This is a genomic window from Neobacillus sp. DZ-9, assembly GCF_059587065.1.
This window is the reverse complement of record NZ_JCAIOL010000004.1, coordinates 162,256-183,020: the sequence shown is the minus strand read 5'-3', so window position 1 is coordinate 183,020 and position 20,765 is coordinate 162,256. Positions and strand designations below refer to the sequence as shown.

General features: G+C 39.3%; 15 protein-coding genes and 1 riboswitch. Of the genes, 7 read left to right on the top strand and 8 right to left on the bottom strand.

Annotated elements, in window-relative coordinates:
- Positions 1-161: 161 nt before the first annotated feature.
- The 4 genes from AC59HZ_RS12770 to AC59HZ_RS12755 all read left to right on the top strand — a co-directional run bounded on the left by AC59HZ_RS12770 (position 162) and on the right by AC59HZ_RS12755 (position 6,263).
- Complete coding sequence (locus AC59HZ_RS12770) at positions 162-782, top strand: TetR/AcrR family transcriptional regulator (protein ID WP_496546199.1); 621 nt, start codon at positions 162-164, stop codon at positions 780-782.
- A 44-nt stretch (positions 783-826) separates the two neighbouring features.
- Positions 827-1,282: a CBS domain-containing protein gene (locus AC59HZ_RS12765; protein WP_496546584.1), complete on the top strand. Its 456-nt coding sequence runs from the start codon at positions 827-829 to the stop codon at positions 1,280-1,282.
- Between the two features lie 263 nt (positions 1,283-1,545).
- Complete coding sequence (locus AC59HZ_RS12760; RefSeq protein ID WP_496546198.1) at positions 1,546-2,988, top strand: L,D-transpeptidase family protein; 1,443 nt, start codon at positions 1,546-1,548, stop codon at positions 2,986-2,988.
- A gap of 242 nt (positions 2,989-3,230) precedes the next feature.
- Positions 3,231-6,263, top strand: a complete 3,033-nt coding sequence (locus tag AC59HZ_RS12755) for an efflux RND transporter permease subunit (protein ID WP_496546197.1) — start codon at positions 3,231-3,233, stop codon at positions 6,261-6,263.
- A 109-nt stretch (positions 6,264-6,372) separates the two neighbouring features.
- Here the strand turns inward: AC59HZ_RS12755 and hprK are convergent, their stop codons facing one another.
- A complete protein-coding gene (gene hprK / locus AC59HZ_RS12750; protein ID WP_496546196.1) occupies positions 6,373-7,308 on the bottom strand; it encodes an HPr(Ser) kinase/phosphatase in 936 nt (311 codons plus the stop codon).
- 198 nt (positions 7,309-7,506) lie between these two features.
- Positions 7,507-8,598 (bottom strand): low temperature requirement protein A, encoded by a 1,092-nt coding sequence (locus AC59HZ_RS12745; RefSeq protein ID WP_496546195.1) that lies wholly within the window; start codon positions 8,596-8,598, stop codon positions 7,507-7,509.
- A 370-nt stretch (positions 8,599-8,968) separates the two neighbouring features.
- On the opposite strand from AC59HZ_RS12745, the gene AC59HZ_RS12740 reads away from it, so the two are divergent.
- The gene (locus AC59HZ_RS12740; RefSeq protein ID WP_496546194.1) at positions 8,969-10,966 is read left to right on the top strand and encodes a S9 family peptidase; all 1,998 of its coding nucleotides are present in this window, start codon (positions 8,969-8,971) and stop codon (positions 10,964-10,966) included.
- 145 nt (positions 10,967-11,111) lie between these two features.
- Here the strand turns inward: AC59HZ_RS12740 and AC59HZ_RS12735 are convergent, their stop codons facing one another.
- The 6 genes from AC59HZ_RS12735 to AC59HZ_RS12710 form a co-directional block, all read right to left on the bottom strand.
- A complete protein-coding gene (locus AC59HZ_RS12735) occupies positions 11,112-11,993 on the bottom strand; it encodes an RNA polymerase sigma-70 factor (protein WP_496546193.1) in 882 nt (293 codons plus the stop codon).
- A gap of 43 nt (positions 11,994-12,036) precedes the next feature.
- Complete coding sequence (locus tag AC59HZ_RS12730) at positions 12,037-13,323, bottom strand: phytoene desaturase family protein (protein WP_496546192.1); 1,287 nt, start codon at positions 13,321-13,323, stop codon at positions 12,037-12,039.
- Positions 13,324-13,449: 126 nt separating this feature from the next.
- Positions 13,450-14,001, bottom strand: a complete 552-nt coding sequence (locus AC59HZ_RS12725; RefSeq protein ID WP_496546191.1) for a DJ-1/PfpI family protein — start codon at positions 13,999-14,001, stop codon at positions 13,450-13,452.
- Positions 14,002-14,226: 225 nt separating this feature from the next.
- Positions 14,227-15,591 carry an amino acid permease gene (locus AC59HZ_RS12720; RefSeq protein WP_496546190.1) on the bottom strand — a complete coding sequence of 455 codons (1,365 nt, stop codon included), beginning with the start codon at positions 15,589-15,591 and terminating at the stop codon, positions 14,227-14,229.
- Between the two features lie 163 nt (positions 15,592-15,754).
- A riboswitch (glycine riboswitch) is annotated at positions 15,755-15,835 on the bottom strand.
- Positions 15,836-16,066: 231 nt separating this feature from the next.
- A complete protein-coding gene (gene glsA, locus AC59HZ_RS12715) occupies positions 16,067-16,993 on the bottom strand; it encodes a glutaminase A (RefSeq protein WP_496546189.1) in 927 nt (308 codons plus the stop codon).
- 60 nt (positions 16,994-17,053) lie between these two features.
- Entirely contained in the window at positions 17,054-17,560 is a 507-nt protein-coding gene (locus tag AC59HZ_RS12710; RefSeq protein ID WP_496546188.1) for a hypothetical protein, read from the bottom strand.
- Between the two features lie 286 nt (positions 17,561-17,846).
- Between AC59HZ_RS12710 and AC59HZ_RS12705 the strand changes: the two genes are divergently transcribed.
- Together AC59HZ_RS12705 and AC59HZ_RS12700 are read left to right on the top strand one after the other, a co-directional pair.
- Positions 17,847-19,259, top strand: a complete 1,413-nt coding sequence (locus tag AC59HZ_RS12705) for an FMN-binding glutamate synthase family protein (protein ID WP_496546187.1) — start codon at positions 17,847-17,849, stop codon at positions 19,257-19,259.
- Between the two features lie 58 nt (positions 19,260-19,317).
- Positions 19,318-20,736 carry an FMN-binding glutamate synthase family protein gene (locus tag AC59HZ_RS12700; RefSeq protein ID WP_496546186.1) on the top strand — a complete coding sequence of 473 codons (1,419 nt, stop codon included), beginning with the start codon at positions 19,318-19,320 and terminating at the stop codon, positions 20,734-20,736.
- The last annotated feature ends 29 nt before the right edge of the window (positions 20,737-20,765 follow it).

The window sequence follows — 20,765 nt, the reverse complement described above, 5'->3', positions numbered from 1 at the left end:
GGCACAGCACTTTCAGGAATAAATTATAAAGCGTGGATCCTTATGCGTCAATAAATAATATGACACTCCGTCATATGGAATATTGACATACGCATATAGGTAAATTATCATAAATATAAATATTTTATGACACCTTATCATATGATAAAAGGAGTTAATAGATGCCTAAGCAAACCTTTTTTAATTTATCAAAAGAAAAACAAAAATCATTAATAGATGCTGCTAAGAAGGAGTTTTCGAGGGTTCCTTTATATGAAGCGTCGATTTCGAATATTATCAAGGATGCCGCTATCCCTAGGGGAAGCTTTTATCAATATTTTGACGGTTTAGATGATATATTCTACTTTTTACTGCATGAGCATTCCCAACGGAATTTCGAGCGGTTGATTGCCATCATGAAAATGAACAATGGAGATATATTTGCAACCATAGTTGATTGGTTTAAGGGCATTCTCATTATGTTTGAGGAACCAGAAAATCGGCAATATTTTAAAAATGCCTTTTTAAATATGAATTATAAAGTCGAAAAAGCATTTACCCAGAATATGTATGAGGAAAAAAGAAAAAGCAGATTTTTTGAAATCATTTCCAATATAAACCCCGGAAATTTAAACGTATCGAATGAGGAAGAAATTTACCACATCTTCAAAATGATGATGGCTGTGTCGTTTCAAAATCTGGTCCATGCTTTTGCGAAGGAGCTACAGATTAATGATGTTATGAAAACCTTTTTGTTGGAGATTGAATTACTTAAAAAAGGATTTTATAAGGAACCACAATAAACTTGAGATAAATGAACAAATCTTAATGTTTAGGATGGAGAATGATGCAAGATTATGAGATAATGATCAACCCCGTTATAAAAGTAAAGGAAACGGACACAGTTCGTTACGTAATCGAAAAATTCATTGAAAATCGTATCAGTGGACTACCCGTAGTCAACGAAAGAAATGAAATTGTGGGCTATATTAGTGATGGGGATATCATGCGGTATATCGGCAAGCATCAGTATCGATTCATTGATTCCCTCCAATTCGTTTCCGTTATCAATGGAGATCATGAAGATTTTGAGCAAAAAATCCGAAAGCTGCTAGAATTAAATGTAATGAGCATTGCAAAAAGAAAGCTTTACAAAGTGTCCTGGGATGAAGACATAGAAACGATCGCTTCCATTTTAGGAAAAAAACAAATAAAAAAACTACCTGTTGAGCGGAACGGAGTATTAGTTGGAATCATTAGCCGAGGCGATGTCATTAGGCACTCCTTTAGAACAGTGCTTTAACATATCAAATGGAGAAAGGCTGCAGACTATCTGCAGCCCTTTTTTATGCGCTTGAATCTTTCTTGTGCCTTTAATTTTCAAATTTATCAGTTATTAATTTTTTTAGCTTGCACAAAAACCGACAATATTCGATCGAGACATTAAGTAAAATAGTAGTATAATTTACTACTTTTTCTAAATATCGGTAATATATGATGCAAGATTATTAGTTTAAGACCTTTAAATGTTAATAGCTGGATGATCAGATATGGGGGGGAATCCTTATGGAGAGCACGGTAAATATTCAAGAAATTGAGAAACAACGCGTAAATCCAGCTAAGTGGTATGCTAATTGGAAGTTTATCACAGCAAGTATCATCTTTATTATCGCACTCATCATTGCGGCAGGCAGCTATTATCAGGCAAACCACTTCAATTCAGAAATCAAAATTAATGACATCAAAGTCGGTGGAATGTCGGCAGATCAGGCACTAAAAAAATTAAAAACAACCGTATTAAAAAATGTAGTATATGTCGGAAATCAACAGATTTTAGATGGAACAGATACAAAGATGGGATTTGCGGAAAAGGATCTTCCCGATGTCAAAAAATTATTAAAGAGCCAGTGGACGTTTTTTCCTTCTTCAAAAGCTAAAACTTATTCATTAATGCCCCGCAGTCAGGATCAGTTTCGAAACCAGACATTGAAAAAACAGATGGAAGAAAAGCTGATAGCCATGAATCAGAGCTTAAAAGCGCCACAGGATGCGGTGGTTCGTTTGGAACAAGGCAAAATTGTTGTCGCTAACAGCATTAGCGGAGAGCAATATGATGTCACCAGTCTTTTGAAAGACTACGAAAAGCACGAATATATTAGTGAAATCCGTCTCAATCCAGTATACATACAACCTATTAAAGAAGACAGCGAGTTTATCAAGAATCAACAGAAAAGGCTGGAAGAATTCCTTGCTCAGACCGTCGATTATAAAGTGCAGGATAAAGTTTTTACGTTAAAGGCGGGCGACTTAATTAAAAATGCTTCTATTTCAAAAGATTTGCAGATTAAGATTAATGATGCGGGTGTTATAAAGAATAAGATCGCTGAAATTAACAATTCCCAATCCACCTTAAATAAGAATTTCACGTTTAAGACCCATTCAGGTTCGGTGATATCGGTTAAAAGTAAAGGCTACGGCTGGGCCATAGATGTTGAAAAAGAAGTACCACGTATTAAGGAAGCTTTGGAAAAAGGAGAGAAATCGGTTTCCGCCGCTAATATTTACGGAAATGGCTGGAAAGGTGAAGGCTATGGATATGAAGCGATTACGAACAATGGTATTGGTGGTACGTATGCAGAAGTTTCCATTGCAGAGCAGCGAATTTGGATCTACAAAAATGGAAAATTAGTCGTCACAACGAATGTCGTTACTGGCACACATAGTACCCATCATGATACATCACCAGGAGTGTGGTATATTCTCTATAAGCAGACACCTGCCGTGCTAACCGGCAGAGAAAACGGAAAAATCACTTATCAGGTAGATGTTAATTATTGGGCTCCATTTACAAATGATGGCCAAGGATTCCACGATGCCAGCTGGCGAGGCAATTGGGGAAGTAAAGCCTATCTTGCGGCAGGGTCGCATGGCTGTGTCAACACTCCGCCAAGCATTATGAAAACCGTGTATGATAATCTCAGCACCTATCAGCCGGTTGTTGTTTATTAGGATATGGGAGGCCGTCCCAAAATAAAAATATTGACTTTGGGTAAGAACCCAAAGTCTTTTTTTATACAATAAAAAACAGTGCCTGTTACGTCCCGAAGAATTCGATAGAATGCGGATGGGGACAGGCACTTTTACTATGAAAATTATTTTTTTGTAAAATTTAGAAAAACACTATATTCAATATGTGGAAAAAAAGTTATAATTTACCTGTTTGTATTACTTTAGTACTAGGGAGGTACTTTATGACTTGGTTTACTAAATGGGCGTTACGGAACAAAGCCGCATTAGCTTTTTCTGTAATTGCCTCCATGATTTTCGGTATTTTCAGTTACACTACTATTCCAATGGAGTTAATGCCATCGGCTGATCAGCCGTACGTTACCATTTCAGTCGTTGGAAACGGCATCGATGCTGTAAGCATGGATGAACAGGTAACACAGCCAATTGAAAAAGCAATAAACGGCGTCAAAGGAAAACAAAATGTAGTAGCTCAAACAGGGAATAATTTTACCCAGTTGACGGTCACCTTTGAATCCAGCATTGATGTAAAAGAAGCAAAACAGCAAATACAAGAAAGAATTTCGATGGTCAATCTCCCTAATGGGGTTATGAAACCATACGTAGTCAACCTCAACACATCTGAAATTCCAATAGTAGAATTAGGTCTTACCTTTGATAAGGAAATTGGCAATAATGAGCTAAATATCGTAGAAAACGAAATTATGCCGATGTTCCAAGACCTAAAAGGTGTCGGCAATGTTATCGTTAACGGCGGAAGAAATCAACAAGTAATGATCAAAGTCAATCCCTCCAAATTAGCGGCAGCACAATTCCCGCTTGAAAAACTTTACACTCTGCTTCAAGGAAAAAATGCATCTGTTGCTATGGGCGAACAAACGCTAAACAACGAAGCGACAAACATTATCGTAACAGGAAAATTAGAATCACTTGATGAGCTCAAGAACATCCAGCTAAACAGTAACACCAAACTGCAGGATGTTGCCGAGATTTCCATGCAAAAAGATACTGAAAGCATCACCCATTTGAACGGGAAGCAATTTATCGATGTCGTTATTCAGAAGGATTCCACATCCAATGCCGTAACCCTTGGAAAACAAGTGGAAGAAACGGTTAAAAAAATCAATAACGACTACAAAGGAACACTGCAAGCAACGATTGTGATGAACTTAGCGGATACCGTTCTTGATTCCATTAATTCTATGACAAGGGAAGTATTGACCGGAGCATTATTTGCCACGCTCATTATCTGGTTATTCCTTCGCAGTTTTAGAATGACCCTAATCACGATTGTCAGCATTCCACTTTCACTTTGCATAACAATGATTCTACTTTCCTTCTTTGGCGTTACCTTAAACATCCTGACACTCGGAGGAATTGCGGTATCAGTCGGTCGTCTAGTGGATGACAGCATCGTTGTAGTAGAAAATATTTACCGAAGAAGGAACAATAATGAACTTACGCCTGCCTTTCTGGTAGAGGCGGTAAAAGAAGTCGGAGCAGCGATCACATCATCCACTCTCACTACGGTGGCAGTATTCCTTCCAATGCTGATTGTTTCTGGAGGTTTACGCGATATTGTTGCCCCGTTTGCCATTACAATCACTTGTTCATTACTGTCTTCACTGCTTGTATCGCTGACAGTGGTGCCAGCACTCAGCGCCCGTATGATGGCAAAGGTAAAGGTGAAAGAACACAGGCAGAATTCCTTCTACCCATCACTGTTGAAATGGTCGCTTAACCATAAATGGCTGCCAATTACAATAGCAGTTCTTGTTGTGGCCGGGTCTGTCGGGTTATTTGTGAGCATGCCTAAAGGGTCTGTCGATCAAAAGGATTCCGCCTACATAGCAATCGGTCTTCGCTATCAAAACGGAACTCCATTTAGCGAAATGCAAGACGGTGTTGCGAAAATGGAGAGCATTCTTTCAGAAAAAGAAGGAGTAAAAACCCATATCACAATAGCAGGAGTTAATGAGGATGCTGCACAATACGGTAATCTGCAAGCTGCAAACGAAGTTCGAATTATGGTTTTTCCTGAAAAGGGGACCGATTCAGCCATATTTGTGAAAGACATCCGAAAGACAAAAGATCAGTTTCCGCGTGCGGAGTTGACTGCTGACACAGCTGGATTGATGGGAACCAATAAAACGACTGTTTCCGTTGACGTCATTGGAAAAAATGATGATGACATTAAAAAAGCGGCGGATATCGCGAAGGAAAAAATAAGAAACATTGATGGTGTGGAAAAGGTAGAAAGCAACGATCAAAATACAAAGCCAACCATTACCATTCAGGTGGATTCAAAAGTTGCAAATGCGCAGGAAATCTCCCAGGCGATTAATGCGATGATTCAGCCTGCTGTAATCGGAAACATCAAAATTGATGGAAGAACCACTGCCGTAAAATTGGGGGCACTAAAAGAGATTCAAACGGCGGACGATTTAAAAAATCTACAGCTTATGATGCCAAATGGACCTGTTGCTTTATCAAGCATAGCGAAGGTTGAAGAAAGCAAACAACAAGGTACCATCTTTACCAAGGACGGACATCACTATCTACAAGTCACCGCTCAAGTCAACCCAGACAAAATGGTGGACGTGGCCGGCAAAATTCAGAAGCAGCTTGTAACTTGGAGCAAAGATAATACGTTTGCAAAAGGAACAAGTGCAGAACTTACGGGTTCTTCCATGCAGTCATCCGATCAATTAGGTGAACTCGCTAAACTTGCCATGTTCTCAATTGGAATCGTATTTATGATTCTGCTTGTTACCTTAAAGTCCTTCCGGGCCAGCATTGCCATCTTGATCTCGTTGCCGCTTGCTGCAATCGGATCGCTTTTAGGACTGGTGATTACTCACTCCAGCATCAATATTTCTTCTGGAATCGGAATGCTAATGCTCGTTGGGATTGTGGTAACAAATGCCATCGTGCTGGTTGACCGAATCCGTCACAATGAAGAAAAAATGAGTATTCGCGAAGCGATTTTGGAAGCAGGAACGGTACGTTTACGGCCGATTCTAATGACTGCACTTGCAACTGTATTTGCCATGCTGCCGCTTTTGTTTGCGCATGAATCGGCGATGAGCCTAAATCTTGTTTCAAAGGGACTTGCTGTGGTTGTTATCTTCGGATTGATCGTGTCGACTCTTCTGACGCTGATTGTGATTCCGACATTCTATGAATTATTTCATTTCCGGAAAGCAAAAAAACAAAGACCGCAAGCTAACCAAGTACCAGGTACATTAGATCAATAATAGCCGAATTAGAATAGGTTCAATTTTTGTAACAGAAGAAGCACCTCACTTACTATAAGGAAGGTGCTTCTTTCGTTAAATTTTAGCTTTATCCAATAAAAGTTAAAAGTTAATTCATACCCGAATTCGAAATATCAGCCTCAATCCTGCTCATGAACTCTTCTGCTGCACTGTAGCCTTGCTGCTTCAAATACCAGTTATTTGCAGCTGCCTCAATTAGCCCCGCGACATCACGTCCAGGCTGAAGTTGGATCTCAAGGGAAGGAATTTTAACACCCATATAGTCGGTATAGTGAAATTCCTGTTCCAAATCATTATACAAGGCATCTTTTTCCCATTTCTTTAAATGAATATCAAGAGCAATTCGTGTTTCATCTTGAAAAGCCTTGCGGCCGTATAAGCGAACCACATTCAGCAATCCAATACTCCTTAGTGCCAGGAATTCCTTGTTTTTTCCATCATGAGTCCCGAGAATGGTTTGCGGGCTCAGCTTCTTTAGGACAACCATATCATCCGCAATCAGCCGGTGTCCTCGGCGAATTAATGTGTGCGCGGTCTCGCTCTTCCCTACCCCTGAATTGCCGCGAATGAGAATTCCTATGCCGGATACATTCATACAAACTCCATGCTCCGATATTTCCGGTGCCAATTCCTTTATCAAATAGGCATCCAATTTAATGATAAACTCTGAAGTGGTCTCAGGCTTATTGGTTAGTAACAGAGGAATCCCCTGTTCGTTACAATGATGCTTTAAATAGGTAAGCCCTTCGTCACCAGCGGTAACGATAAAACATGGCGGTTGATATTGGACAATATTTCCGATTCGAAATTTACGTTCTTCATGGCTTAATTTGTGTAAATAGGTAATTTCCTTTTTTCCTAGAATTTGAACTCGTTCGGTTGGAAAAAAATCAAAATGACCGACAAATTCCAGACCTGGACGGTGCACCCGTGATTGCGTAATTATTTTTTGCAGTTGATTTGCACCTGCCACTACCTTCAATGAAAACTTTTGAATCAGGTTTTCAACTGTTATTTTCTTCACCCTATCCCCTCCATCCTTTCAACTTTTTATATTGAATTATACTGAAGATTATTGGAATCGTAAAACAGAGTGACGGCTACTTCTGCTTTTTAAAAATATAAATATCTTCTTTTGTAAAATTGCCCTATAAAAAAAGTTAGACCCCCGGTAAAAAAAAAAGGATAGTTGAGCAGAATAAATGCTCTATCTATCCTTTTTTTATGTGGTAGTTAATTTAGCATAGATGACAAAAAACAGGGTTAATTCCCCTATTACCACCATATATGGTACTACTACAATTAAATTAAAAATAAAAAAGACGGCTAAAATCCCTAAAAATAACCCTAAATGATAAATTTTCAATCTGTGGTGCTCATGTCTATATTGGTGAAAAACAAAAGTAGTTGACAGGAAATAGATCAATACAGAACAAAAAATGAAATACAAGATATATGAATAATGGACTTCTTGTAAAAACATTAGTCTGATGGATGCTGCAATCATGCTCAAAGACATTAAAATAAACAGGTGACCGTAAATAATAGTTTGGCCGATAGTTTGGAGCGACTTGTTTACTTTTTTCTCCACATTATCGAAATACTGCCACCACATCGATATGATTAGGATAAACGCAATGGCCGAAAAGCCTATTGAATTCCAATTTCCTTGTTTAGGCTGAATTACCGCAAGGGTGCTGACAAGAGCTTCACCAAAAAGAATAATGGTAAATAGACCAAATCGCTCTAATAAGTGTGCTGTATTTGTGGGCACCTTTACTAAATACTTTCGTCCAGCAATTGGAACCATAATATCGATAATAATACCGGTATATAGCACAGCATAACGAGGCCAAGAATCAAAAAGGACGGAGCATAATGATATAATGATTCCAATCCAAAAATACCTTCCCAAATATCGTGCTGCTTTTTTTCGAAAGCCCTCTTCTTTACGCTGGACAACAAGATATTGGATTGCTGTCACTGCTCTTAAGCCAATATAACCAATTAAAAAAGAAAGATAATATTGATCAAAATCGACTGATAAGCTTGATGTCATAATTAGAACAAAAAACATTTGTACTATTAAAAATAGTCGTTGATGAAATAAATCCTCCCCAAACCGGTTTACAAACAGGGTTTGCCCTACCCAAGCCCACCAGATAGGAATAAAAATTAACACAAACTTAAATAAATACTCTGAATGGATATATCCATCTTCAACATGAAGTAAAACATGGGTTGCAGACGCAACCGCCGCCACAAATAACAAATCATAAAATAGCTCTAACCATGTAACTTTCTTTTCTATCATTCTGTACTCCTTCCTATCCCCTAATAGATTATTATATGATTTTTATATTCCATCTATTTCGTATTTCCACTTATGTTCACTCCAATTTTTTACAACTAATTATAAAGATAAAGATTTTGGTCCAGTAATTCAAGTCTGGCATATTGTTTTGATTCCGACAATGGACAAGTCGAAGAATGTAAAATTAATAAGAATCTAATCATTTCTTGGGGAATAAAGTACAAGTTTGATAGAAATAATGTTTTTGTTCAAAAAAAGCAAGCGGAACCATCCTCTTTCATCACTATTATGAAAATACAAAAAATCCATTTACTTCGACTGCCGAAATGTTAAGATAGACTTATAGAAAGCAATTTAGGGGGAAAATAAAATGACGAAACGTCCGATTACGGCTGAAGATTTAAGTAAATTTAAGTTTGTCGGAGATCCTCAGGTTTCACCTAACAAGGATAAAGCTGCGTATGTCTTGACTCATGTAGATAAAGAAAAAGATGGCTACTATTCTTATGTCTATGTAACTGATTTAAAAAATGAAGGCAAACAGTTTACCTCTCATTATTCAAAGGAGCGCTTAGTAAAAGATACTTCTCCAATGTGGTCACCAGATGGCAGCATGCTTGCCTTCCGTTCAAACCGCACCGAAAAAAATCAAGTCTGGCTTTTACATACGGATGGCGGTGAAGCTGTACAATTAACAGACGTAAAGCCAGGAATTGGTGAATTTGTCTGGTCTCCAGACGGAAAGCAGCTGGCTCTTACCATTAACGGAGAATTAGAACATACCTCTGATAACGACGAGGATAAGAAGGAAGAAAAAAGTGATGTAAAGGTGATTACAAGACTTCGTTATAAAGGAGACGGAGTTGGTATTTATAACAATGACCGCAAGCATGTTTATCTATTAGACATTGAGACAAAGTCTTATACAAAAGTTACTGAGGGAGAGCATGATTTTTCTCAGCCTCGTTTCTCGCCAGATGGAAAAAGCTTATTCTATGTTGGAACAAAAACTGAAGATACAGAGTGGGGCTACCTCCCGGCTATTTGGAAATATGATCTGGATGTAAAGAAAGAGACTCTTCTTTATCAAGGAAATGGATATATAAGTGCACCTTCGGTATCGCCAGACGGTAAATGGCTGGCCATTGCTGGTCATACACGCGGGGAACGAAGTCAAGGCAATACAAATGTCCTCCTGCTATCTTTGGAAAATGATAAATTAATAAATTTAACGGAGGGCTTTGACTACACAATCGGAAACCTTGTAGGTGTTGATGCGAAGTATGACACAGCGGAGTTTAAATTAATATGGGACTCCACTAGCTCTAGCATTTACTTTAATGCTACAGTTGGCGGCGATTGTCAGTTATTTAAGGTAACTCTGAATGGGGAGGTTTCCGCTGCCCTATCCCCTTCTACAGCAACCGTTACTTCTTATGACATCGTAAGTGATGATCAAGCGGTCCTTGTTCTCGCTACTCCTTATTCAACAGGAGATTTAGTCATTCAAAATTTAAACCAAGTGAATAACGTTCATATGTTAACGGATTGGAACCATGAGCTATATAACCAGGTTCATTTAAGTACTCCTGAAAATTTCCATTATAAAAGCACCGATGGATGGGATATTGAAGGCTGGATCTTAAAACCGCTTGGATTTGAGGAAGGTAAACAATATCCAATGATCCTTGAAATTCACGGCGGGCCGGCAACGGCATATGGAAATGGTTTTCACCACGAGATGCAGTTAATGGCTTCAAAAGGCTATGTCGTACTTTACACGAATCCTAGAGGAAGCCATGGCTACGGACATGACTTTGTCAATGCCGTTATCGGTGATTACGGTGGAATGGATTATGAGGATATTATGGCTGGTGTCGATTATGCATTAGAAAACTTTAGCTTTATCGATCACAACCAGTTATTTGTAACAGGAGGCAGTTACGGCGGGTATATGACCAACGTTATCGTCACTCGTACAGACCGGTTCAAAGCAGCCGTTACTCAACGTAGTATTTGTAACTGGCATAGCTTCTACGGAACGAGTGATATTGGCTTTTTCTTCACGGAATGGCAGCACGGACATGCTGATTTATGGGAAGATGCCGAGAAGTTATTGAAGCTTTCCCCTCTTCACCATGCTCGTAATGTTAGAACACCTATATTAATCCTGCACAGTGAACAGGATTTACGTTGTCCAATGGAGCAGGCAGAGCAATGGTATATTGCCCTTAAGCGGCTGGGAGTGGAAACAAAGCTAGTCCGCTTCCCGGATGAAAACCATGACCTTTCACGCTCTGGTAAACCAAAGCACCGTTTAGAGCGTCTAAAGCATTTAATTGGCTGGTTTGATGATCGGCTGAAATAAGAACCCAAAAACCACGGGGACGGTTCATTGCCCAAGAAAGAGCTTATTTAGCGATTACACAGCTAAGTAAAGAATAAGAGCTGACAGGTACACGAGTAATATCGTGTTTCTGTCAGCCTCTTTATTCTTGAAAAAAGCTTCCTATTCAATGAACATGACCAAGCTTATCTGGATTGGCAACAAGATAGATGTCAACAATTTTATTCTCGACTAAATGAAAGGAAATCACATTAAGTGGCTGACCGTTCACATAGGAAACGATTCCTGATACTCCATTGACTTCCCTGATTTTGAAAGAAAAACCTTCAGGCACTTTTTTCAAAATCCCTTCTAAGAACGTACAAACTCGATTCGAACCATAAATAGGCCTAAGAGCAGCTTTTACTTTTCCACCACCATCGGATATCAAAGTGGCCTCAGATACCAATAAATTTTTAATGCCTTCTGTATCTCCGGAGGTTAATAAATTCACAAATCGTTCTATTACATTTTTGGTTTGCTTTTGGACATCCCGAGATTTTTCTTTCATAACCTCCAAGGCATTTTTGTCCAATCCCTGCTTTGCCCGATGAAAGATTTGACGGCAATTGATGCTGCTTTTTCCAACAATTTCAGCTATTTCCTCATAGTCAAACTGAAGTACCTCTCTTAATAGAAAGACAGTCCTTTCCACCCACGACATTTGTTGAAGCAATAATAAATAGGCGGTTGTAATGGATTCTTTTTGAAGATAAATTTCCAATGGGTCTGTGGCCATATCGCCGATGACAAGAGGCTCAGGCAGCCATGGCCCGGTATATACCTCTCGCTGGTTAGCTGCTGATCTTAATCGATCAATACAGCGATTGGTCACAGATTTGCATAAATAGGCCTTTATGTTTTGGATATCCTTAGGAATCCCTTTATTTATGGTCAGAAATACCTCTTGAATGATATCCTCTGCATCCATCAAGCTCCCAAGCATGCGGTAGGCAAGGGAGAACAACAATGGTTTGTATTCGGAATATAACTGCTCAACATTTTCCATCGTACATGCCTTCTTCCTATAAAAACATCATTTATTCAGGCAATCATGATATAGGCAAGGGCCTATTTTTTTGCTCTTCCAGATCTTTTATAACCGTTAAAGATGCTCTTCGTGCACTTTCCATTACTGCATCTGCTAAAAATTCACCATGACTTGCCCAATCTCCTGCAATATATAGTCCGCCAATCTCCGGAACTACTGGGCCGGGAAACCGATCGGTCCTGGCCATGTGCAAATAGTCATTTGCCACCGTCATATTGGGTAAATATTGTTTGGCCACAACCTCTTTTTCCCAACCAGGATGCAGCATGCTCATGGTGTCCTCAAGGAATTTTTGATCCTCGATTGGATCACCTCCGGCTGCTCCATTATATTTCACTAAATGCATCACGAGTGACCCATTGTCACTTAATCGAGAATACTTGGATTGATTGGTAAAAAACACCGGTTGATCGATGCCGAAAGATACATTCCGCCCTTCTACCGGAAGTTTTTTTAAACATAGATCCAAACAGGCGGCCATCGCTGGTCTTGATTGGTTTTTCCACGTAAGGATGGAGGTTTTTTCCGCACCTCGAATCAAGCGGAATAATTCTCCAGGTGAAACAGTGCTGATGACATGAGCAGTAGAAATCTTTTCACCGTTTGAAAAAACAACTCCTGTTACTTGCTGATCATATTCAATTTCAACAACATTTTTGTTATTCATTATTTCAACGCCAGATATTATGGCAAGCTCCCGCAATTGATCCACAATCGTTTGCCAGCCTCCATTTATATATAAAACACCACTTGTAATGGCTCTTTGTAACTGTTTGAGAACCGGGCCCGCTAATAAGTAATCCGGATCTTGAGTATACGTGGCTGTTCTGCTTAAGGCATAGAAGATATGACGTACCATGGGGTTATGAATTCCCATTTCTGCCCAATCTCTTAAAGTCATGATCTCCAGTGTGTTTGTATCCATTTTTTTTAACTTAAGCATGATTTTACCGAACTCTATTTTTCCTGACCAAGAAAGCTCCGTCCAAAGCAAATGAGGAAGGGATACTACCTTGTTTTTCCAAATGGCTGTTCCTTTTGCCGACGGACTCCCCCCATCTATCCTAATCCCTAATTCTAATAATATATTTTCGGCAGGGCCCGATTTATAAAGGGCATGTGCACCCAAGTTTAACAATGCTCCATTTTTATCAATTGTCATGGCCCGGCCTCCACACTGCCTTGCCTTTTCTATCAATACGACGGACTTATTTCCCCTTGCCAAATCAATAGCAGCTGTTAATCCAGCCAGCCCCCCGCCAATAATGGCTGCATCATACGTTTTCACATTATTTCCTCCATTTCAATATGGTTTTCATAAACAAGACGGGGGAGGCTGTTTTTTTGTGACAACATAAACACAATAAATAAAGCTCGTAGAGTACTAATTTTCTCTACGAGCTTCTTCTCAGTCTTATTTGTTTAATAATTTTATAAACTCTTTCATAAAACCTGGAAGATCCGGCCATGCGTGTCCGGAAACGAGATTGCCTTGAACATGGAGGTGATTTTCAATATAGGTTGCCCCAGCTGCTTCCACATCTGGCTTGCAGGCGATATAAGCAGTTAATTCACGGCCTTCCAAGTATTGGCGCACGGTTGTTAACACCTGACCTGCATGGCAAATCGCCGCAACAGGTTTATTTGCTTCAAAAAAGTGGGCGACAATTCTTGGAACATTTTCATTTAAGCGAATGTATTCCGGAGCTCTTCCCCCTGGAATAATCAACCCGTCAAATTCGTCCGGATTTACTTCTTCAAAAGCTAACTGTGCTTCAATTAAGTATCCTTTACTTTCCGTATAAGTATCCCATCCAATGAAGTCATGTACTACTGTTTGCAGCTTCTTCTTGGATGGTGCAGCTATCTGCACATTGTAGCCTTCTTCAAGACAACGAAAATACGGGTAATAAACTTCCAATGCCTCTACAGCATCTCCTGCCAGGATTAATACTTTTTTTGACACCTTAACGACACCCTTTCTTAAAATATTAGGCTAGTACCTATATTTATATATTCTTCATACTTCCTTTAATTTCCTTAAATCCAAAAATAAATTATCGGACAAAAAGTAGCTTAAACAGGATAAAGGTGCAATCCCAAGATCTCGGATTGCACCTTTACATTTATCCCCTACCTCCCGCCTCCGATATATCACACATCGGGGGCAGGCACAAATCGATTGTTGATTCTATGCCGATAATTTTAGATTTTTATCCTTTCTCCTTCTATATGAATACAACGTAAACAATAGAATAAACCAAAGTGGTGTCAACAATAAGGCCGTGCGAGTAGCTTGAGCGAACAGCATAATAATAAGAATCATGGCAAACAAAGTTAGAACAGCGTAGTTCATAAATGGAGTAAACGGTGCTTTAAAGGTTGATTTTTTCTGTAAGTCGGGACGTGTTTTCTTATACCTTACATGGCAGATAAGAATGACACCCCACACCCAAATAAAACAAATCGCACTAATGGTTGTCACGATCCCAAAGGCTTGTTCCGGAATCAGTTTGCTCAAAAGAGCTCCTCCTGTTAAAACAAGCGTGGAAATCAATAACGCGTTACTTGGTACATGATTTTTATTCAATTTAGCAAAATGATCTGGCCCCTGATCCTTTTTGCTTAAATTAAATAAAATCCGGCTTGTGGAAAACATCCCGCTGTTACATGCAGAAGCGGCGGAAGTTAAGACGACAAAGTTAATTATGCCTGCAGCAATTGGAATCCCGACCAAGCTAAAGGTTTTGACAAAAGGACTTTCTGCTGCATTTAGTTCTGTCCAAGGATTAATGCATAAAAGAACAATCAATGCACCAACGTAGAAAAAGAGAATTCTTAAAGGAATTTTGTTAATAGCAGATGGGATATTTTTTTCCGGATTAGATGTTTCCGCTGCCGATACTCCCACTAATTCCACACCGACAAAGGCAAATACAACCATTTGAAAGGAAAGCAAGAAGCCTGAAATCCCGTTCGGAAAAAGTCCGCCATGTTCCCAAAGATTTTTAATTGAAACCGTTCCCGCATCGGTCTTGAATCCCATCACTAACAAAATAACCCCTATACCGATTAAGGCGACAATGGTTATGACCTTTATTAACGCAAACCAAAACTCCAATTCTCCAAAAAGCTTCACAGTTAATAGATTTAATCCTAATAAGACGATTAAGCAAACGAGCGCAGGTATCCACTGGGGGATATCAAACCAATAGCGAACATAAACTCCAACTGCAATCACATCGGCCATCGCCGTCATAATCCAACAAAACCAATAGGTCCATCCGGTGACAAACGCTGCCCGCGGTCCGAGATAGTCTTCGGCAATGTCAGTGAAAGATTGATAGCCCGCTTTAGACAGCAAGAGTTCACCTAGCGCCCTCATAACAAAAAAACAGGCGATTCCTACGATTAAATAGGCCAGTATGATGGATGGCCCCGCCAGCTGTATGGCTTTACCGGAACCCAAGAATAATCCGGTTCCAATGGTGCCGCCAATGGCGATTAGCTGCACGTGACGATTTTCTAAATTCCGCTTTAATTCTCTTTGTTCCATTTCAATCTTCCTCTCAAATTGATGAAAAATGTTTCATGTGAAACGATGAACAAAATAGTAAACTCAATAAAAAAAGAGATTGGAGGGCCTCCAATCTCTTAGGTCTAAGAATAACAAATAATAATTGTTACGCTAACGAATGTCAGTATAACAAATAAATATTCAGTACTCTTCTGTCCTTTTGCCTGAGATTATGAACCCTTCGGCGCCGCGGTATTCCTGCGGTCTCTCCAGAAGCTGCTCCTGCTATAGTGCGATCCATAGCGATCATAGCTTGCTAAATTATTAATTTTTTTGATTGAGTTTAACTATTGTTGAATAATTTTTAATTTTAATAGTATTCTAACAATGTGTCAATAATTAAAATTTATCTAATTGCTTATCACAAGGCCCTCAACCCCGTGGTTCTTGAAACGACAATTCGGAATCGGGCAGGAACGAATGAATCCCATCTGGCATCCAGATGGGATTTCTTTTAAAACATACTCAACCGATATTTTTTTGATAAAAGTTCTAAAAGTTTAAGTCCGGCCACACTGTTCCCTTTTTCATCTAAGGCAGGACCGAAAATGCCAATTCCAAATTTACCAGGAACAGCCCCCATGATTCCGCCTGATACACCACTTTTAGCTGGAATCCCTATTTTGATGGCGAATTCGCCTGATGCATTATACATTCCGCACGTTACCATAAAGGTTTTGCAGATTCTTGCTACATCGTCGGGTATAATCCGTTTCCCATTAAGAGGATCCACTCCATCCATCGCAAAAATCATGCCGATCCTCGCTAAACCCAGACAATTCATCTCGACAGCACACTGTTTGGTGTATAAATCCAATAAGGTTTCTACATCCTCAGTGATAATGTTATGCTGCTTCAGAAAATAGCATAATGCCCGGTTTAAATCAGCCGATTCAAATTCGGAACGGGCTACATTTTCACAGTAACCAATGGAAGAGTCATCGGCCAATTCCCGGATAAAGCCTAATAACCGATTGAATCGATCCTCCACTGTATCCCCTTTTATCATATGGGTCACGACCAGTGCCCCAGCATTGATCATTGGGTTCAATGGCTTGGCCGGCATTGTTTCCAACTTGGCAATCGAATTAAACGGGTCTCCAGTTGGCTCCATCCCAACTCGTTCAAATACATAGCGATAGCCTCTTTCCATTAAAACAAGGGCTAAACTGATAACCTTTGAGATACTTTGCAACGTAATCTTTTTATCAATATCACCCGCTGAGATACATCTTCCGTCAGGATAATTTATCGCAATCGATAAATCACCAGGATTTGCTTTACCCAGCTCGGGAATATAGTCTGCAACCTTGCCATCTTTTGTATATTTTTTTGCATCTTCCACAAATCTCTGTAATTCGTCACTTTTTTGACACGGCATTATGCATCACCCGTAGTAGTTTCTTGGAACTATATCTAAAATATCTCTTTAAACCTCATCTTAATTTTTGTTACTAGATAACTCTTTGTTATTAAAACTATCTGCTATTTTAATTGATTTTTCCACAACGGATTGAAACCCATAGATAATAATGGCCAAGAATACACATATAAAATACCAGGTTGTGTTTTTCATTTTTATAAATTTAACAACTCCAACTTTATTCCCAATGTAAGGCAAAGGAAAAGCGTTAATAAGGTCCAATACCATATTTGTAATTAAGTACTTTGGGAAATTCCCAAATGTTAATTTAAATATCCAAAGCGTTGCTACAAAATAAGGCCCTAATATATATGTAAAATCTATTGGCCCAGGTGATAGAGGATTTTTAGTTACCCACCATTTTTTCCTATAACAGATAAAACTAAATACACTTAAAAACAAATTGATAAAACTTGCTACAGGCAAAAACCTAAAAAAACTTTGTTTCCCCATAAAAGGGACTGTTAGCCAAGGAAGAATTAATGTTGCTAAAGAGAATGCAACTTTTATATTATTCTTACCCATTTCGCTCCTCCTTTAATTGATATAATCATTTTCATTCCGATTGAATGATTTTTACTTAATTCGTCTTTTCTTACTATTCCAGATTAACGAATCCACACCTGCAGAGAAATGAGCAATCGGTTTTCCTTCTCATAGTTTGGTGAAAAATAACAATTTCATACGATATGGAATACAAAAAAGCTCAACTACTTTAAAGCATACCTATTTATATGTTTTTCCTGTTTTTGGATATAATAAGAATAGTGGAAATCCCTATTGAAAATATGCTAAGTATGGAGCAATTAACATGTCGAACATTTTTTATTATTTTACTTTTGCAATGGTGACATTTATTTTTATAGTTTTTGTATTCATGCTTTTCGGGTGGCGTTGGTTAATGAAACGAATGGTAAAGCAAATGGGAAAAATTATTTTAACAGACAGTTATCAAGAAAATGTAATGGAGTTGATGCCGGGACTCCGGCATATGGGCATCCAAAATATGCTTGAAAATAGCTTACGAGCTGAAACAGGCGACCTTCTCCACCGCCCGATGGGGTCTTCAAAAAAATGGCCGCATTTAGATCCGATTACTTTTATCCCTGCCCAAACAACACCCTTCCCTATAGACGGAGAAGAAGATGTCGATGTGCAGGTAACCATTGGGCCAAAGGCAAAAAAACCAATGAAAATAAAAATCCCGTTAATGATCAGCGGGATGGCCTATGGGATTGCCCTCAGTGAAGAAGTGAGACTCTCTTTAGCAGAAGCAGCTAATAATGTAGGAACCGCAATTAATTCTGGTGAAGGAGGAGTCTTACCTGAGGAACTAAATGCAGCCGGAAACTATATTTTACAGTTCTCCAAAACAGAATGGTCAAAGGAAGAAGAATTAATCAAGCGGGCAGATATGATAGAAGTTAAGTTAGGACAAGGCGCATTATTCGGGACCGGTGGGAAAATTTCTCCTAAAAATTTAACAGGTCGTGCCCGCGAAGTGATGGGGTTAAAGGAAAATGAGGATGCCGTAATTTATGATAATTTTTTTGAAGATCAAACGCTGGATGATTTGAAAGAACTAGTTGATGAGCTTCGGCGCCTCACAGGTGGTGTTCCCATTGGGGTAAAAATGGGGGCTGGCGGGAAAATTGAAGAAGATATTGATCATTTAATTTATATGGGTGTTGATTATATTGCCATTGATGGCGGACAAGGAGCCACACTTGGTGCCCCGCCGATATTAGCTGACGACGTTGGAATCCCAACTCTGCATGCGATTATCAGAGCTGTCAATCATCTAGAAAAGAGAAACATGAAGGGAAAAATAACTCTAATTGCCTGTGGAGGCCTTCTAGTACCTGGACATTTTTTAAAAGTGCTCGCCCTTGGAGCCGATGCAGTATATGTGGGCTCCGCTATGTTATTTGCCGTCTCACATCCTCAATCATTGAATGCCATGCCGTTTGAGCCGCCTACGCAAGTTGTTTGGAATCAAGGGAAATACAAGGATCAATTTAAGATTGAAGACGGGGTAAAATCAGCGGAGAAATTCTTAACAGCAAGTACTGAAGAAATAAAAATCGCCTTAAGAGCAATGGGAAAACGCTCTTTACAAGAGTTATCAAAAAAGGATCTGGTTTCTTATGATGAATTGACCGCCAAAATGGTCGGAATTCCGTTTTCGTTTGAACCATGGGAAAACATAAAAATGGAGACATAATTCTTCATCACTTCGATCCGACTTTTCTTATTTTCTGTAATAATGGAGAAAACTGACTATGGCAAACATATTATTTTATTTGTTTTTTGCAATGATATCCCTACTATTTGTCGTACTTATATTCATGCTCGTTGGTTGGCGTTGGATTATGAAACTAATAGTGAAAAAGGCTGGGAAAATCATTTTAACTGACAGTTATCAAGAAAATATTATTGAACTGATGCCTGGACTTCGGCATATGGGCATTCAAAATATGCTAGAAAATAGCTTGCGTGCCGAAACAGGCGCAGTCCTTTTTCGCCCGCTTGGCGGCTCTTCAAAAAAATGGCCGCATTTGGATCCAATTACCTTCATCCCCGCACAAACGTCTCCATTTCCAGTTGATGGTGAAGACGAGGTAGATGTTGCCGTTACGATTGGACCAGGGGCAAAAAAACCAATGGAAATTAAAATTCCACTTATGATTAGCGCAATGGCATTTGGGATTGCACTTAGTGAACAAGCAAGGCTTTCATTGGCAGAAGCAGCCCAAAAAACAGGAACTGCAATAAATTCTGGGGAAGGCGGAATTTTACCTGAAGAATTAAACGCTGCCGGAAAGTATATTTTACAGTTTTCAAAAACAGAATGGGCAAAGGACGAAGATGTGATTAAGCGTGCTGACATGATTGAAATTAAATTAGGTCAGGGCGCCTTAGCGGGAATGGGCAAAAAAATACCTCCGCAAAGTTTAGCAGGTCGTGCCCGTGAAGTGATGGGGCTTAAGGAAAATGAGGAAGCTATCATTTATGAACATTTTTGTGAAAATCAAACACTAGTAGATTTAAAGCTGCTTCTGGAGGAACTTCGTGTCATATCAGGTGGTGTTCCAATCGGCGTCAAAATTGGTGCAGGCGGAAAAATTGAAGAAGATATTGATCATTTAATCTTTATGGGCGTGGATTTTATTGCCATTGACGGCGGGCAGGCAGCCATGCACGGGGCACCGCCAATTTTATTTGATGACTTTGGGATCCCGACCTTGCATGCGGTAGTTAGAGCTGCTAATCATCTAGAAAAAAGAAACATGAAGGGAAAGATTAGCTTAATCGTTTCAGGAGGGCTTTTGGTCCCCGGGCATTTTTTAAAAGTTCTTGCCCTCGGAGCCGACGCTGTCTATTTAGGCTCTTCCATGTTGTTTGCTCTAGCACATGATCAAGTGTTGAATGCACTTCCATTTGAACCGCCTACACAGGCTATTTGGTATGACGGGAAGTTCAAGGATCAATTTAAGGTTGAAGACGGGGTAAAATCAGCGGAGAAATTCTTAACAGCAAGTACTGAAGAAATAAAAATAGCGTTAAGAGCAATGGGAAAACGTTCTTTACAAGAGTTGTCAAGAAAGGATTTAGTGTCCTATGATGAATTGACCGCTAAAATGATTGGAATTCCGTTTTCCTTTGAACCATGGGAAGACAAACAAAAAAACAATATATAAAAGGGAAAGTCTGTTTAAGGTTCCATCAT